The sequence below is a fragment of the Nocardia aurantiaca genome, from assembly GCF_009708175.1.
In the GTDB taxonomy this organism is placed as follows: domain Bacteria; phylum Actinomycetota; class Actinomycetes; order Mycobacteriales; family Mycobacteriaceae; genus Nocardia; species Nocardia aurantiaca.
In genome coordinates this window covers 18122-33045 of record NZ_WMBB01000013.1, presented here as the reverse complement: position 1 = coordinate 33045, position 14924 = coordinate 18122, and the positions used below count along the sequence as shown (strand labels likewise).

Below are 14924 nucleotides of genomic sequence, written 5' to 3'. Positions count from 1 at the left end.
GACCGGCCGAGCTCGGTCGGCCGATGTCCACAGGTCCATGGATGCCGTGGAGAGCGTGCCGGGCGGCCGGACCGGGCGCTGGACCCACGTCACCGGAGAGCTCCTGTCTCGTTCGGGCGCCAAGCGTGGAGCCGCCGGGTACGAATCCTGGTCTGTTCGAGCCGCCGGACGGTGAGCGACCCGGCCGACGTCGTCTGCGTGGCGGCAAGGACATCGCCGATCAGCCGAGGTCGTCGGGCGGCACCATGAGATCGTTTCGGGCTGCGGGGAATTCGGCTCCGAGGGTGGCTGGGAGATGGGGGAGCGGGGTGCCGAGGAGTTCGTCCTCGCGGTTGCGGATCAGCCAAGGTGGGGTGCGGTGGGCGGAATCGGGGTCGGCGGCGGCGCGGGCGCCCGGGGCGAACATTCCCGCGGGGGCTCCGGCGCCGAGGGGTCCGGCGCCGTCGGGGGATTCGAGTCGTTTCGGCTGGGTGGAGAGTTCGGGGTCGGGCGGGCCGGGGAAGCTGCGGCCGGGGTCGGGGGCGGCGGGGGCCGGGCGGGGTGAGAACGGGGTCGTCGGGCGAATGGGCGGGACGAAGGGGCGGCCGGGGGGTGTTGTGGTGGCGGGCCCGGTTTCGATGTCGGTGGGCTGTGGGGTTTCCGAGCGCTGCCGGTCCCAGGACGGGCGGTTCAGGTCGGCCGGGTTTCGGACATCGGTTCGGGCAGCTGTTCCTGGAATGGCTTGCGCAGCGGCCGGATTGGTGGCCGCTGCGGGATCGTGGACGCCGCCAGGCGCGGCCTGGGTATCGGAGGCCGACGGGGTTCGAAGTGGCGAGGTGTCCGGCGCGGGTGGATTCCCTCCGGAATCGGCTGCGCCGCTGCGGTTCTCGGCTGTGGCATCGGTATTGCCGGGAGTCATGACCTCGAAGAAGGCGGGGATTCCCGCTCCCGCGGGCGGGTAGATCGGGACGTAGTTGGCGTCGAGGGCTGCCAGTGCGAGCTGGTATTGCTCGTTCGCGGCCTTGGCGGCGCCGTGGGTCACCGGTGGCGGCACCGTGTTCCGGACGGCTTCGGCGCCGTAGGCGGCGGCGATCACTCGGTGGCCGGTGCTGTGAGCGATCTCCGCCACGTCGGTCGCGTCGCGGACGAATTGGCGGGCGGCTGCCTCGGCGGCGTCGGCGATATGGCCCGACATGCCAGCGGAGAGGGCGTTCTGCACGGTGGCGTGCAGGGCGCTCAGGGCCCCGAACATGCTGTTCGCGATGCTGATCCAGATCTGGGCCGCGCTGTGCATCGCGCCGGGGTCCATCGCCTGAACCCGGTCATGGATCTGCTGGTGCGAGAATCGCGCGAAATGCTCCAACTGCCGGATGTAATCCGGGTCGATCCCCCGCACGGCAATCCGCGACTGCTCATGCTCGGCTCCCGATTGGCTCAGTCGCGCCCTGCGCCGCAAGGCTTCCGGTTCCATCGGCGTCCTCCCATCGCCCGGTCTCTCTGCACGCTTGGACGCCGGACGCGAGCCGTGGGTTCCACGCCCGCGCGTCGGGAGTGATTCGGTCGCACTCGCGCCGCTGACTTCCGTTGCCGTCAGCCGATATACCGGTGCCGGCCCACGGTCCAGCCCAGGAAGCGCCGGGCGGGTTCCGTTCGGTTCGAAGCCCTACGGCGCGAACCGGCCCCGACCACCATGTGGCGCAGATCTGCCACCGCCGGATCCCGGCGCGGGCCTTTCGCGCCTCAGGGCTTGCGGGCTTGCAGGGTGTAGGTGAGGGGGAGGCGTTCGGGATGGTCGATGAGTCGCCATTCGTGGTCTTCGCCACACACCATGCGGCCGGGGAGTGGTTCCCACGGGACGCTGTCGTGTTCGAGAAGTTGGGTGAGGGTGAGGTCGGCCTGCAGGAGGGCTTCGACGATTTCGCCCAGGCCGTGATTCCACTCGTTGGTGGTGGTGTTCGTAATGGCGGAATCGGTTTCCGCGTACGTGGATTCGCCGGTGAAGACGATCGGGTCGGCGGTTTCGAAGTACGGGTAGCCGATGGTGAGGGCATCGGTGCGGGTCTCGTCGATCGACCAGAGGACGGGATGGCCCTCGCGGAGGAACAGGCGGCCGCCCGGCCGCAGCAGGGCGGCCACGGTCTCGGCCCAGCGGCGGATGTCCGGCAACCAGCACAGCGCCCCGATCCCGGTGTAGACGAGATCGAATCGCGCCGCGCCCAGCGCGGATACGGCGTCGTAGAGATCGGCCTCGACGAAATCGATGGGGGTGGAGGTGGATTCAGCGAGCTTGCGCGCCTCGGTGAGGGAGGCGGGGGAGAAGTCGAGGCCGGTCATGGTCGCGCCGAGTCGGGCCAGTGAGAGCGTGTCGGTGCCGATGTGGCATTGCAAATGCACCGCGTCCAGGCCGCGGATGTCGCCGAGGCGCGGCTGGTCGAAGCGGACGACATGGCTCAGGTGGGACGGGTCGGTCCGGAAACTGTCCAGGGCGTAGTCGCCGGAACCGGCGTGCAGGGGCGCGCGATCGTCCCAGTTGGCCCGGTTGAGGCGGCGGTAGTCGCTCATGATCCTCGACTGTGCCACGGATTCGGGGGCGGCCTCAGCTGATTTTCCGGGTTGCGTGTCGCGGGCGGCGCGCGGTGCTTCGTTCGCGCTGTCGTTGCGAACGCGAACGGCGCCAGCGGATTCGTGCGCCTGGAACCTTCCGGACCGGCGTCCTCGCCATCGGGGTCGCCGGTCCGGCGACCTACGGGTGAGCGCCGCTACGCGTTCGGCAGGCGCGCCTCGAGCCAGCTCACCAGGTCGGTGAGCACCTTGTCCTGCTCGGGCTCGTTGTAGATCTCGTGGTAGAGGCCGTCATAGCGGATGACCGTCTTGTCCTCGGACGCGGCGTTCTTTTCCAGCAGGTCGCTGCCGGTCGGCGAGGCCAGGCCGTCGGAGGTCCCGTGCTGTACCAGCAATGGTGTGGTCAGGCGGTCCAGATGCGACTTCACGAATTCGCCCGCGCGCAGCATCTCACCCGCGGTGCGGGCCGGGACGCCGCCGTGATGCACCAGCGGATCCTCGTCGTAGGCGCACACCACCTCGGGATCACGGCTCACCAGCTTCGAATCCAGCTTCACCACCGGCAGATTCGGCAGATACTTCGACACCAGCGGCGCGGCCAGGCGCTGCACGGCGTTGCCCGCCTCGATGTCGATGGCCGGACCCGACAGCACGATGCCGGTCACCTCCGGCTGATCCCGGGTAGCCAGATAGGCGGTGGTGAGACCACCCATGCTGTGGCCGATGAGGAAGCTCGGCAGGCCCGGGTGGCGGCCGGTGGCGGTGGCGAGCATGGTGCGCACATTGTCGGCGGCGGCGTCCAGCGAGCCGACATTCGCTCGCGCGCCCTCCGACTTCCCGTGCCCGGTGTGGTCCAGGGCGTAGACGGCGAACCCGGATTCGGTCAACCGCTCGGCGACATGCGCGTACCGGCCCGAGTGCTCGGCGTAACCGTGCACGATCACGGCCACGGCGCGGGGTTCGCCGTCGGGCAGCCACGCCTGCCAGAACACGCGACCTCCCGCGCCTTGGAAATCACCGTTCTCAGTGCGGGTCATGGCCGCTCCCTTCGGATCGAGGTCGTCACGTTGCCGGAGGGTACGCCCGCGCACACCGGTGTGCGCCCGAAATGTCGCTGATCGGCGGAGTCATTCTCGCGTAGTCGCCGCAGTGCGGGACCGGACGGGCGGATCGGCGTGGTGGGACGGTTACCGCGGTCAGGGGCGGGCGAGACGGTCGAGCAGGAGGCGGTTGAATCGGATCAATCGGGCGAAGTCGGCGCGGGAGATGCGTTCATCGGTGCCGTGGATGCGTTCCAGGTCGGCGGCGTTCAGGATGATCGGGGCGAAATTGCAGCGGGTGTCGGCCAGATCATCGTAGTAGCGGGAGTCGGTCGCACCGGGCACGACGCCGACCGTGACGGCGATGCCCGGCACCAGCTCGCGAGCGATGGCGGCCACGAGATCGAAGTCCGGTCCCGCGGACGGATCGATCGACGGCTCCGAGGTGATGCCGTCCAGTTCGATGGACATGCCCTTGTCCCGCACCACCTTCCGGCAGTGGGTCAGCACGTCTGCCACCGAATCACCCGGCAGGATACGGAAATTCACGAAGGCCTCGGCTCGCTGCGGCAGCACATTGGGTTTCACCCCGCCGCTGATCATGGTCGGCGCGGTGGTGGTCCGCACCAGCGCCTCGGTCTGCGGCCGGGCCGCCAGCACCCGCGCGGCGACCGGTCCCGCCACGTTCAGCAGCCCGAGCAGGGTCCGGCGCGGCTCGGACATGAATTCCCGCACCCGCGTGAGCATGTCGACGGCCACCGGGGTCAGTCGCAGCGGGAACGGATGATCCTGAATCCGCGCCACCGCCCGCGCCAGCCGCCCCACCGCCGTCTGCCGTCCCGGCATGGACGAATGCCCGCCCACCTCCGTCACCGCCAGCCGGACGGTGGCGAACCCCTTCTCGCCCACCATGATCGTGGCGACCGGCACATCGATCCCGTCCGCCACCCCCGTGGTGATCACCCCGCCCTCGTCCACCAGCAGCCGCGCCCGCACCCCGGCTGACCGCAGCCGCGCCGCCATGCGCCCGGCGCCCGCGGCCCCGAAAATCTCTTCGTCATGCCCGAACGCGAGATACACGGTCTCGCAGGGCCGTACACCCTCACGCAGGGCCTGCTCGACCGCCTCCAGGATGGCCAGCACCCGGCTCTTGTCATCGATCGCCCCACGGCCCCAGATGAATTCGTCATCCACCACCCCGGCGAACGGTGGATGCGTCCATCCCTCCGGGTCGTCCACCGGCACGACATCCATGTGCGCCAGCAGAATCGCCGCCACCGCCTCGCCGCGCGTCCCGCTCCGATCGCCTGCCACCGGACGCGCTTCATCCGTCGACCGCGTCGCCGAGCTCGAGCCGTCGGCCGCCGCGACAGCACCCGGCCGGACGTCGGCGATGTCCCGCTCCCGTTCCGTGCCGGGAGCGTTCGCCGACGGGCCCGCGGCGGCCGTGCGAGCCACCGGCGTCGGGGATGCGAGGCCGGATCCCGATTCGAGACTCGTTCGACCGGAGGTCCCGGCAGCGGCCGACCCGCTGCCCGCCCAGCGGTACAGGCGGCTGTGGCCGAAGGTTTCCCAGGTGAGGTGGGTGTGGACCAGGGGGAACGAGTGTTCGAGATGGATGGTGAGGCGGTCGAACTCGGTGAGGTCGATGCGGTCGAGGTCCTCGTGGGAGATGGTTCGGCAACGCAGCGCCGCGGCCAGCCGCTCGGCGGTGGCATCGTCGACGATAAGGGTGTCGGTCGGCGCGGTGCTGGTCATGGGCCTATCCAGCGGACCTGGGAGGGAAGTTCACGGTCACAGTGGCATTGTTCACCACATCGGGGGAGAGGGAGACGGACTTCTCGTTTCGCCACTTGGGGATGGCCTCGCTCAGGTCGCCGGGGAGGTCCGGAGTGCGGACCGCGGCGAGCAGCGGCAGGTGTATCTGGGCCGAGGCGACGGTGACCGGCGCGAAGGCCGGCGGGTGCGCCCAGACGTCGTCGACCACGTCGGTGACGCGAATGCCGATGCGGTGGCCCGCGGGGATGGGCCAGTCCTGGGCCAGCAGGCGCACCTGGGCGGTCGGGGCGACCGGAGCGATACCGCGGGTGATGACGGTCGCCCGATCGTCGGGGGCGATGTCGTAGACCTCGACGGTGACGGAGGCCGCGGCCGGCCCGTCCAGATCGAGAGTGGCGGTCGGCGCGCCGGAGAGGTGCTGGTCCTGGTCGAGGGGCTGGGAGACGGTCCAGATCTCGCGGTCCGCACCGGGAATCAGGCCGCGGTCGGTATAGCGCCCGGTGCGCAGGCCGATGTCGAGGGCCCGGCTGTCGGCGGGCGGCCACGCGGTCTCCGACCGCCACTTCCCGTCGAACTGGCCGACGGTGATGCGCGGGCCGGGCACGGTCACATCCTTGCCCGCCACCTGCTTGTCGAAGAATGCCAGCAGTTCCGAGGCGAATTGCGGCGCACCGCATTTCTCGATGCAGTCGCGATGACCCCACTGCCCGAACCACGCCTTGTGCTCACCCGGGCCGAGCTCGTTCCACAGCTGGAAGACGCGGTCCGCGCGGGTGTTGTAGTCGACGAACCCCTGGCCGAGGAACAGCGGAATGGTGTTGCCGCGCAACTTCTCCACCAGATCCCGGTCCCGCCAGAACGCGGAGGTGGCGTCGTGGTTGGTGGTTTCGGCGATGTAGTGCTGATAGCAGGCGGGATCGATACTCGAGGTGTTCGCCTTGTACTCGGCCGAATCGGTGGGATACGCGGGTGTGGACGCGATGAGCAGGTGCTCGAACCCCGCGAAATCGCCCGGCCGGAAACCGTTCTCACTGATCGGCTTGAGTGAGAACTTCCAGGCCGTGCCCTGCATGTACAGGTAGGCGTAGGGATCCACGACCGGCTCGAAGGACGCCACCGCCGCCAGCCCCGCGGGCTTCTCGGCCAGACCCATGAGCCCGGTCCAGCCCTCGTAGGATGTGCCGATCAGCCCCACCCGCCCGGTCGACCACGGCTGTGCCGCAGCCCATTCCACCGCGGACTTCACATCGGACCGCTCACCCGGCCCGCCGAAGTCCGGGCAGCCATTGGAGCCGCCGAAGCCGCGCAGGTCCACGATCACGTAGGTGTATCCGGCCTGCAGGAACAGGGAGACGGGCAGATCCTCGGTGGACGGCCCGCCCTTGATCCGCGGTTCGCTCAACCGCATCAGATGCGCCCGGTACGGGCTCACGGTCATGATCACCGGCGTCCGCACGTCATCGGCGACTCCCGCCGGCCGCAGCACATCCGCGTGCAGCCGCGTTCCGTCCGGCGCGGTGATGAACTCCTCGTGCCATTGATACTGCGGATCGGCCGCCGCCCGCCCCGGTACCGCCACAGTCCCCACCACCAGCAGCACGCCGATCAAGGCGCGCCACAACACCATCCGCATGATCACATAGTGACCTTGGCGGTTGCGTCCGCCGTGAACCAGCCCCAGGAACCGGGGTGCACGGTCCGATTTCCGTCGCCACACCGCGTCGGGTTTGACCCTCCCGCGACGGGAGACCGCATGCTCGAACCGACCTCGACGTACGGAGAAGACGTGAAACTGGACCTCGCCACAACCGACAAGCACTACTACGACGCTCCGGCCGACCCGGTCCTGCGCACCTTCGAGACCTGCAACTACGCGACGGTCAGCGGCGTCGGCGCACCTCTCGGCGACGCCTACACCGAGGCCGTCTCCACCCTCTACCGAGCCGCCTACGGCGCGAAGAAGATCGCCAAGGCCGGCGGGAACGACTTCGTGGTGCCGAAGCTCGAGGGCCTGTGGTGGGTCGAATCGGACCGCCCCGCACTCGAGGTGCCGCGTGACGAATGGCACTGGACCATGATGATCCGCATGCCCGAATCGGTGACCGCGGACATGGTGTCCGGAGCCGCCTTCGAACAGCTCACCGAGGGCGAGTCCATCCAGGTCATGCACCGCGGCCCGTACGCCACCGAGCCGGAGACCCTGGCCCGCATGGAAGCCTTCATGACCGAGCACGGCTTGGTCATGAACGGCCGCCATCATGAGATCTACCTCTCCGATCCACGCAAGACCCGAGACGCCGCCATGCGGACGGTGCTGCGTCATCCGGTGCGGCGCGGCTGATCACACCGGCCGCAGGTCGATCATCTTGCGGAGGCGGGCGCGGTCGCGCTCGAGGCGGCGGGCCTCGTAGGCGATGGGGAAGTAGCGGACTCGTTCGGGGAGGCGGGGGACGGTGCGGCCGATGAGCCAGCCCAGGACACGCAGGGCGCGTTCGTCTTTGGCGGTCCACTCCAGGCCCAGCCTGTCGCGGATGACGCCGGGGGTGGTGCCCACGGTGCAGAAGTACTGAAGTCGGCCGACGGGGTTGGTCACCGCGCGCCAGATCGGGTGCAGGGGAGCGGGGATCTGCTCGGGCGGGGCGATCCTACGGATCGTCCGCAGATAGTCATAGGCGACATTAGTTGCGACGAGGTGGTTTTCGACCTGATCCCGGAACCAGGGCTCCCACTCGGCGTAGGTCGCGGGAATCTCCTTGGGCGCCACCGAGAAATTGCGCATGAGCTGCACGGTTTCCTGGTAGTAGGACTCCTTGTCGGCGTCGGTGAGCTTATCGCGGGAGAAGTACTTGTTGCCTTCGGTGAAGGCGAAGACGCCGGTGTGCAGGACCCACGCCCAGGGTGCGGAGGCCAGGGCCTGGTGTTTGACGCCCTGGGCGTCGGTGGTGTTCAGACCGGCGTGCAGTTTCCGCAGGCGGTCGGCTTCGGCGAGGGCCTCGTCGCCGCCGTAGATCCACATCATGACCGAAGCGATGCTGCGCATGGCGCGGCCCATGGGGTCGGTGCGGAAGGTCGAGTGCTCGTCGACCACGGCGGAGATGGTCGGCTCCATGGTCTGCAGCAGGAAGGCCGAGCCTGCGGTGAGGGAGAAGGTGAGCAGGCCGACGTCGTCCCACATGCGGCTGCCGGGTGCGAAGGGGCGGCGTGCGGGGCGGGCGCCTGAAGTCTCCTGGTCGAGCGTGACCGCGGCGGTCATGGTGATCTCCTTTGATCACACCTGCCCGAGCACCACACTCGGACAGGATGAGAGAGTTGCTAAAGAATCTTCTCATCATGTCGCGAGGGCGGCAACCGTCACCGACGCGGAGGCGAAAGCCGGATGGCGGGGACCGGCCGTGCAACCCGGTCCACGACCCCGGCGTTTTCCGCCGGCAGCCGGGTGAGGCTGCCCGAGAATGGATTTCGGTCCTTCCTTCGGTGGAACAGCTCGGCCACCCCGATGTGGTTGGTGTGAGAAATGTTTCAAGCCGCGGCGGGGACCGACGCCGTGACGTCTCCCTCCGGCTTTCCCCGCACAGCCCGGCGGATCGGAATCATCAGGGCCATGGCGGCGGCGAGGAGAGAAACTCCGCTGCCGATCAGGAACGCTGCCTGGAAGCCCTTCTCGGTCGGTATGGAGTGACCGCCCAGCGAGACGCTCATCTGGGCCAGGACCGCGCCGATCACCGCGGAGGACATCGCGGTGCCGATGGAGCGCATCAGTGTGTTGAAGCCGTTGGCCGCCGCGGTTTCCGACCGGGGTACCGCGCCCATGATCAGCGCGGGCAAGGCGCCGTAGGCGAAGGCGACGCCGGAACTGTAGAGGATGTTCACCGCCAGAAGACCCCAGATCGAGCCCATGAACGGCAGTGCCAGCCCATAGCCGATGGCCATGATGAGAGCGCCGGTGACCAGCGTGGTCTTCGGCCCGCGCAATGCGGAGAGCTTCGCGCCGACCGGTGAGATCAGCATCATCATGATGCCTGCCGGGGCCATCCACAATCCCATCGCCATCATCGACTGACCCAGTCCGTAACCGAGGGATTTCGGGAGCTGCATCAGCTGGGGGATGCTCAGCTGCACGGAGTACATGCCGACGCCGACCGCGATGGTGGTGATGTTGGTGATCAACACCTGCGGCCGCGCGGTGACTCGCAGATCGACCAGCGGTTCGGTCGCGCGCAGCTCCCACCAGCCCCACGTCAGCAGCAGTAGCACGGCGGCGGCGAAGAACCCCAGGGTGCTGCCACTCGTCCAACCCCACGAAGCGCCCTTGGAGACGGGAAGCAACAGTGACACCAGCCCCGCGCTGAGCAGCAGCGCACCGGGCATGTCGAAGCGACCGGACGGGCCTTCGGACCCGCCCTCGGGGACGAAAAGGACGAGGAGGGCGGCGGCTATCACCACCAGAACTGCTGCGGCCCAGAACAATACGCGCCAATTGCTGTACTCGGTGACCGCCGCGGCCAGCGGCAGGCCCAGCGCGCCGCCGATGCCCAGCGATGAACTGATGAGCGCGATGGAGGAGCCGAGCCGTTCGGGCGGCATGACGTCACGAAGCAGTGCGATGGCCAGCGGAACAATGCCGACGCCCAGGCCCTGCAGGCCGCGGCCGATGATCATCGGAATCAGCGAAGTGGCCGTGGCGGCGACCGCGGAACCGATGATGAGCGGCACCGTCGAGGCGATCATCATGCGCCGCTTTCCGTACATGTCGCCCAGCCGGCCCGCGACCGGCGTGGCCACGGCCCCGACGAGCAGGGTGATGGTGACAACCCAGCTCGAGTTCGAGGGGGAGGTGTTCAAGATGGTCGGCAACTGGCCCAGTAGCGGGACGACGAGTGTCTGCATCAATGAGGCGGTGATGCCGGTATAGGCCAGTACGGCCAGGATGCGGCCGGTCTGTGAGGTGGAATCAGCTGGGGTCACGGATGTCTCCTCCGAGCGGGAACGCGCTAATGTGTATCGCGCACATGATGAGCATTATGCACATAGAGTGCGTGATGCACACTGTGTAGGGTTTGACTCCGGAAGCGAGGTGGATCGAGAGTCGAAGCGGATCGGCGGAAGGAGCGGTATGAACAAGCCAACCGACCAGATCGAGTTCGAAGCCATGCTCTTCGGGCGGTACAGCCTGATATCTCGCAAAGGCAGCGAGACTCGTCTCGATCGCAGCGCCTACACCGTGCTGCGACGGTTAGCGGTGGAAGGTCCGATGTCGATCGGGCAGCTCAGCGATGCGCTGGGTTTGGATGTGTCCACATTGAACCGGCAAACCGCAGCCATGATGCGGGCGGACCTGGTGCAGCGAATCCCGGATCCCGATGGTGGCATCGCCCGCAAATTCCGCGTCACCGCGGAAGGGGAGGCACAGCTGCAGCGCGCGCGTGACGAAGGCATCCGGCATCTCGATGCGATCCTGGCGGATTGGTCCGACGAGGACGTCAGCGCCCTGGCGGCCTGGCTCGAGCGATTCAACACAGATATCGAGCGTTATCACGGTCGTCCGTGGCCACGTCCGGTCCCGGAGAGCGGAACGGCGACCGCCGCCGGCCCATAGGGAGGCGAGAGCCGAATGGCGGGGACCGTCCGGTCATGCCATCCGGCGTTCACTACCCGCGACGGCCGGATCAAGCCGCTCGGGGGATCATCCGAATGGCGGGGACCGGTCGGTCAGCGGGTTTCGACGGAGCCGAGGGTGGGCTTGATGTCGAGGATCGGGGTGCCGTCGATGGCCTCCAGGCCGGAGACGCCGAGGACCTCCGGGGTGACGGAGGTGATGGTGACCTCATGGAGACCGATGGGGTTGGGGCGGTCGGGGGAGCGGGTGGCGAAGACACCGGTGGGCGGGCGGGTCCGGTCGCCGCGGGGGTAGACCGAGAGCACATCCCGGCTGCCCGCGTGCAGCCAGGTGAGTAGCACCACCCGCATACCCGCGTGGAGATCGGCTGCGGCGGGGGCGAACTCGGGGGACAGGACTATCTCGGCCGGCGGGGCGCCCTCGTCGGCTTGACGCGGTGCACCGGTGCGAGCGGTCAGCGGCGAGCGGACCCGGCCCACCGGCCGCACTTCGAAATGGTCGGGGCTGCTGGAGAATTCCGAGGACAAGACCGTCTGTTCCTTCCACCGTGGCGATGCGGCGGCCACCACCGACGTCGCGGATGGCCTCGCGCCCGGTGGCGCCCGCCTCGGGCAGGGCGGCGAGGGTCTTCTCGATGTCGTCGACGTGGGCGTAGGCGATGGGTCCCGCGCCCTTGCCGCGCGGGTCGAGGCCGACGTCCTGGCCATTGACGTTATAGCCGAACGGAGTGGACGGCGTCCATGATCGGTTCCTGGCCGAGGGCGAAGAGAGTCCGCGACCGCCGGCAGCATGCCGTCGAAGACTTCCTCGCCGCCTGCCGCGGCGGGGACTTCGGCTCTGCTGGAACTGCTCGACCCCGACGTCGTGGTGTGCCACCCATAGGGGGGCCGCCCCGGAAGCCCATGGCGCACCGGCGGTCCCAGCACTTCGCCGGCCGCACCGAGGCCCGCCCTCGTCGACGGTCTCGTCGGCCTGGTCTGCGCGACCGCCGGAACTCCTTGCGTGGTCTTCGATTTCACCGTCTTCGACGTCATTGTCATCGAATGCCGGCCGCCTCCGATTCGCTGGGCGAACTGCGCCTCGAGAATTCTGGGCTGAGTCGCCCGCCGCTCAAACGCTCCGGCCGCCGAGGAATCGTAAATCCGCGTATACAGGACGCTTGTGTGTGCGGCCGGGCCATGCGATGTGCTGGACCGGTGAATCGGAGCGGATCGAAGCGGGATGACGAACCGCCTCACCATGATTCGCCGAGACGCTGATTTCGTGCGTGCCCACCTCTTGATCCGATTCGCATCTTTGCGAACTCATATCGACTTTTGCATGTACCTCAAATCGATTCCGAACAGTCCGTAGTGCCGTGTTCGTCCATGAAACGATGTCGATTGCCGATCGATTGCCTGCAATGGACTATTCGCGAGAGGTTGACGGTCATAGCGATGCTCACTTGGCAGAATGTGGCGTCACGGCGGCTACGGTACGTAGTTGCCCGACAGCTGACCACCGTGCCCGAAAATGATCGGCGAAGGCTGGAACGCACACCCCTCGCAAGTACTCGCCCCCGCCCCGACTCCCCGGCGGCGGTAAGCCGTTCACGCGGAAACCGTGGCGGTCCTTCAGTCGATGCCGCCGCGGTTTCCGCTGATCGGACTGGGCGCCAAAGTATTTCGGTGAACACCTTGTTTGGACGGCGTATCATCGGCCCCGATGGGCACCCGAAGTCAGCGCGAGAAAGTTGTGACAACCGACTGGGACGTGTTCGTGCACGGCCTGGCCGGCTGCCTCGCGAAACTGCCCTCGCGCGCCACGGTGATCCTCCTCGCCACCGGTAATCGCTACGTTCAGTTCCAGCAGTTCGACATCACGCTCTCCGCCGAACTGACCGGCGATTACTATCTCGCCGAACCGATTTCGGATTCCGCCGCGCAGTTACTACGCGACCTCGGCTGGACCCCGCCCGCACTCCAGCGCGAGATCGAGAACTGGCGCCGCACCCTGCGCTGGCCCATCACCCGCAGCGGCTTCGAAGAGTTGGCCCGCTCCGCCGCCCGCGGCCTACACGAGGCCCTCGGCGTCCCCACCCCCGACGATCTTCGCGTCAGCGGCTGGACCGAAACCACCGCCCTCGACCTCTCCGCCCTGGCTCCGGTGACCCCCCGCTCACTTCCCAACCCGGCTCGATCAGATCAGTAGCGGCACAGTGCCTCCCACCCGACGCCCATGAGGACGATCCCGCCGCCGTCGCGACCGAGCTGACCGGATTCTTGGGTCCACGCTAGCCCGACAGGAGGTCCGGGCCGACGCGGTCACACGATCGTCGTCGGCTACGGCACCCCTCGCACAGCGCGTCTATCGCCACTCTGATCTTGGACAGCGCCCTGATCAGGCGCGAACTGCGCTCGGCATGCCTCGCCGGCGACGGGCCGCCGACCTGTCGGTGGCGGCCCCACCCGTGCTCCAGCGCGGCATCATGCCTGTTGGGGGGTCTGGACAGCACGGCCCGTCTCGCGAGCGCCGCCGCGATGTCCGCACTGTCGGCGGCGGTTTGTCAGTGCGCGCCTTCCCCGCTCAGGACTGCCGGATCGCCGCGACGTCGAACTCCAGCGTCACCTTGGAGCCGACCATGCCCGGGGCCGCCCTCCAGTGCACCCCCCAGTCCTTGCGGTTGATGGTGGCGCTGCCGGTGAAGCCGACCCGGAGGGCGCCCTGCGGGTCGTTCTTCGCGCCGGTCAGTTCGAAGTCCACGGTGACCGGCCTGGTGACGCCGCGGACGGTCAGATCACCGGTGATCTTGACATTGTTCTGATCGAACCGCTCCGCCCCGGTCAGCGTGAAGGTGATCGTCGGGTGGTCGTCCACGCCCAGGAACTTTCGGCCCAGCAGATCGTCGCGCTGTTGGTTGCGAGTGTCGATGGTCTTGGCCTGGATCGTGAGCTGTGCGCTCGACTTCGACGGTTCGTCGCCGTCCAGGTGCGCGCTGCCCTCGAACTCCCCGAAGTTCCCGCGCACCTTGGTGCCCATCGTGTGCCGGGCGATGAACCCGATCCGCGTGCGGGCGGTATCGAGGACATAGTCGCCGGTCAGCTCGCTGAAATCGATCGTGGTTGACATGGTCGGTCACTCCTGGAGAGGTATGGGGTTGTCGGGACCTTCGATTGGGTCTCGAGTGAACGACGACGTGGCCCCCCGAAATGTGAGGCGACACCCATGCCCGAGCCGGGAGTGCGGGCTGCTGTTGCGGCGGGAGGGCCCGGTCGTGGACCAGCGACAGGTTTCCATACCAAACATTGCCCGACGCGGCACTTCGCCGTCGAGTCCGACAACCGAATTGTTCACCGACGCTGTGCCAACGCCGAGACCACCCTGGACACCTATGGGCATCTATGGCCTGACACCGACGAATCCACCCGGATCGTCATCGCCGGAGTCATCAACGAGCGGACCGCATCACCACCGAGCGCATCCCGCACCCAGTCTTAGGAGCTGCCGGCGTTGAGCAGCCGATCCAACTGGCTGCAGCCCGCGGGCGGGGGTACCGGTTTGGCCGGTGTGGATCCGGCGGGGGCGGGCTGGACGTCCAGCGTGAGCGTCTGCGTGGTCTTGCCGTCATTGGCTGTGATGACGTGGCGGCCGGCCGTCGACAGGATCCAGTTCACACTCGCGACCGGGGCGAGCGGGATCTCCGGATTGCCGTACGCGCGACTGCCCCCGATGCACTGGCTGTTGTCGTAGAAGCTCACGAAATTCGTCACGGTGGAATTGATGATCGTGACGCTGATGCCGTAATTGGTTCCGACATAATAGGTTTGATCAACTTGGCCGTTGAATGGCTGAAGCTATTGGGAGACATGAACTTAGGCGACAGCACGCAAGAGAAAGAAGCGGCGGTGGACATCCGAAGGATGTCCACCGCCGCTTCTTTCTGCCGACTGCGTACCGAACCCGAGAAT

Annotated in this window: 13 protein-coding genes; 3 read left to right on the top strand and 10 right to left on the bottom strand. The window is 67.8% G+C overall.

The window, feature by feature from the left end:
- Positions 1-220: 220 nt before the first annotated feature.
- The 5 genes from GLP40_RS34580 to GLP40_RS25550 form a co-directional block, all read right to left on the bottom strand.
- On the bottom strand, positions 221-1450 hold the full coding sequence (locus GLP40_RS34580) for a hypothetical protein (RefSeq protein WP_154790569.1): 1230 nt from the start codon (positions 1448-1450) through the stop codon (positions 221-223).
- A gap of 269 nt (positions 1451-1719) precedes the next feature.
- Positions 1720-2544, bottom strand: a complete 825-nt coding sequence (locus GLP40_RS25565) for a class I SAM-dependent methyltransferase (RefSeq protein ID WP_328290677.1) — start codon at positions 2542-2544, stop codon at positions 1720-1722.
- Positions 2545-2738: 194 nt separating this feature from the next.
- A complete protein-coding gene (locus GLP40_RS25560) occupies positions 2739-3578 on the bottom strand; it encodes an alpha/beta hydrolase (protein ID WP_154790567.1) in 840 nt (279 codons plus the stop codon).
- Positions 3579-3737: 159 nt separating this feature from the next.
- Positions 3738-5339: a M20/M25/M40 family metallo-hydrolase gene (locus GLP40_RS25555; protein ID WP_230329932.1), complete on the bottom strand. Its 1602-nt coding sequence runs from the start codon at positions 5337-5339 to the stop codon at positions 3738-3740.
- 4 nt (positions 5340-5343) lie between these two features.
- Positions 5344-6993, bottom strand: a complete 1650-nt coding sequence (locus GLP40_RS25550) for a CocE/NonD family hydrolase (protein ID WP_154790566.1) — start codon at positions 6991-6993, stop codon at positions 5344-5346.
- Positions 6994-7113: 120 nt separating this feature from the next.
- Between GLP40_RS25550 and GLP40_RS25545 the strand changes: the two genes are divergently transcribed.
- The gene (locus GLP40_RS25545; RefSeq protein WP_154790565.1) at positions 7114-7701 is read left to right on the top strand and encodes a GyrI-like domain-containing protein; all 588 of its coding nucleotides are present in this window, start codon (positions 7114-7116) and stop codon (positions 7699-7701) included.
- On the opposite strand, the gene GLP40_RS25540 is transcribed toward GLP40_RS25545, so the two are convergent.
- Positions 7702-8613, bottom strand: a complete 912-nt coding sequence (locus GLP40_RS25540; protein ID WP_154790564.1) for an oxygenase MpaB family protein — start codon at positions 8611-8613, stop codon at positions 7702-7704.
- 266 nt (positions 8614-8879) lie between these two features.
- Complete coding sequence (locus GLP40_RS25535) at positions 8880-10325, bottom strand: MFS transporter (protein ID WP_328290644.1); 1446 nt, start codon at positions 10323-10325, stop codon at positions 8880-8882.
- Positions 10326-10473: 148 nt separating this feature from the next.
- Between GLP40_RS25535 and GLP40_RS25530 the strand changes: the two genes are divergently transcribed.
- On the top strand, positions 10474-10956 hold the full coding sequence (locus GLP40_RS25530; protein ID WP_154790563.1) for a MarR family winged helix-turn-helix transcriptional regulator: 483 nt from the start codon (positions 10474-10476) through the stop codon (positions 10954-10956).
- Positions 10957-11069: 113 nt separating this feature from the next.
- Here the strand turns inward: GLP40_RS25530 and tsaA are convergent, their stop codons facing one another.
- Positions 11070-11504, bottom strand: coding sequence for a tRNA (N6-threonylcarbamoyladenosine(37)-N6)-methyltransferase TrmO (gene tsaA, locus GLP40_RS25525; RefSeq protein WP_230329931.1), 435 nt, complete (start codon positions 11502-11504; stop codon positions 11070-11072).
- Between the two features lie 1177 nt (positions 11505-12681).
- Between tsaA and GLP40_RS25520 the strand changes: the two genes are divergently transcribed.
- Positions 12682-13167 (top strand): TY-Chap domain-containing protein, encoded by a 486-nt coding sequence (locus GLP40_RS25520; protein ID WP_154790561.1) that lies wholly within the window; start codon positions 12682-12684, stop codon positions 13165-13167.
- 375 nt (positions 13168-13542) lie between these two features.
- Here GLP40_RS25520 and GLP40_RS25515 read toward each other — a convergent pair whose 3' ends face one another.
- Entirely contained in the window at positions 13543-14085 is a 543-nt protein-coding gene (locus GLP40_RS25515; protein ID WP_154790560.1) for a YceI family protein, read from the bottom strand.
- A 365-nt stretch (positions 14086-14450) separates the two neighbouring features.
- The gene (locus tag GLP40_RS25510; RefSeq protein WP_154790559.1) at positions 14451-14726 is read right to left on the bottom strand and encodes a hypothetical protein; all 276 of its coding nucleotides are present in this window, start codon (positions 14724-14726) and stop codon (positions 14451-14453) included.
- Positions 14727-14924 lie beyond the last annotated feature (198 nt).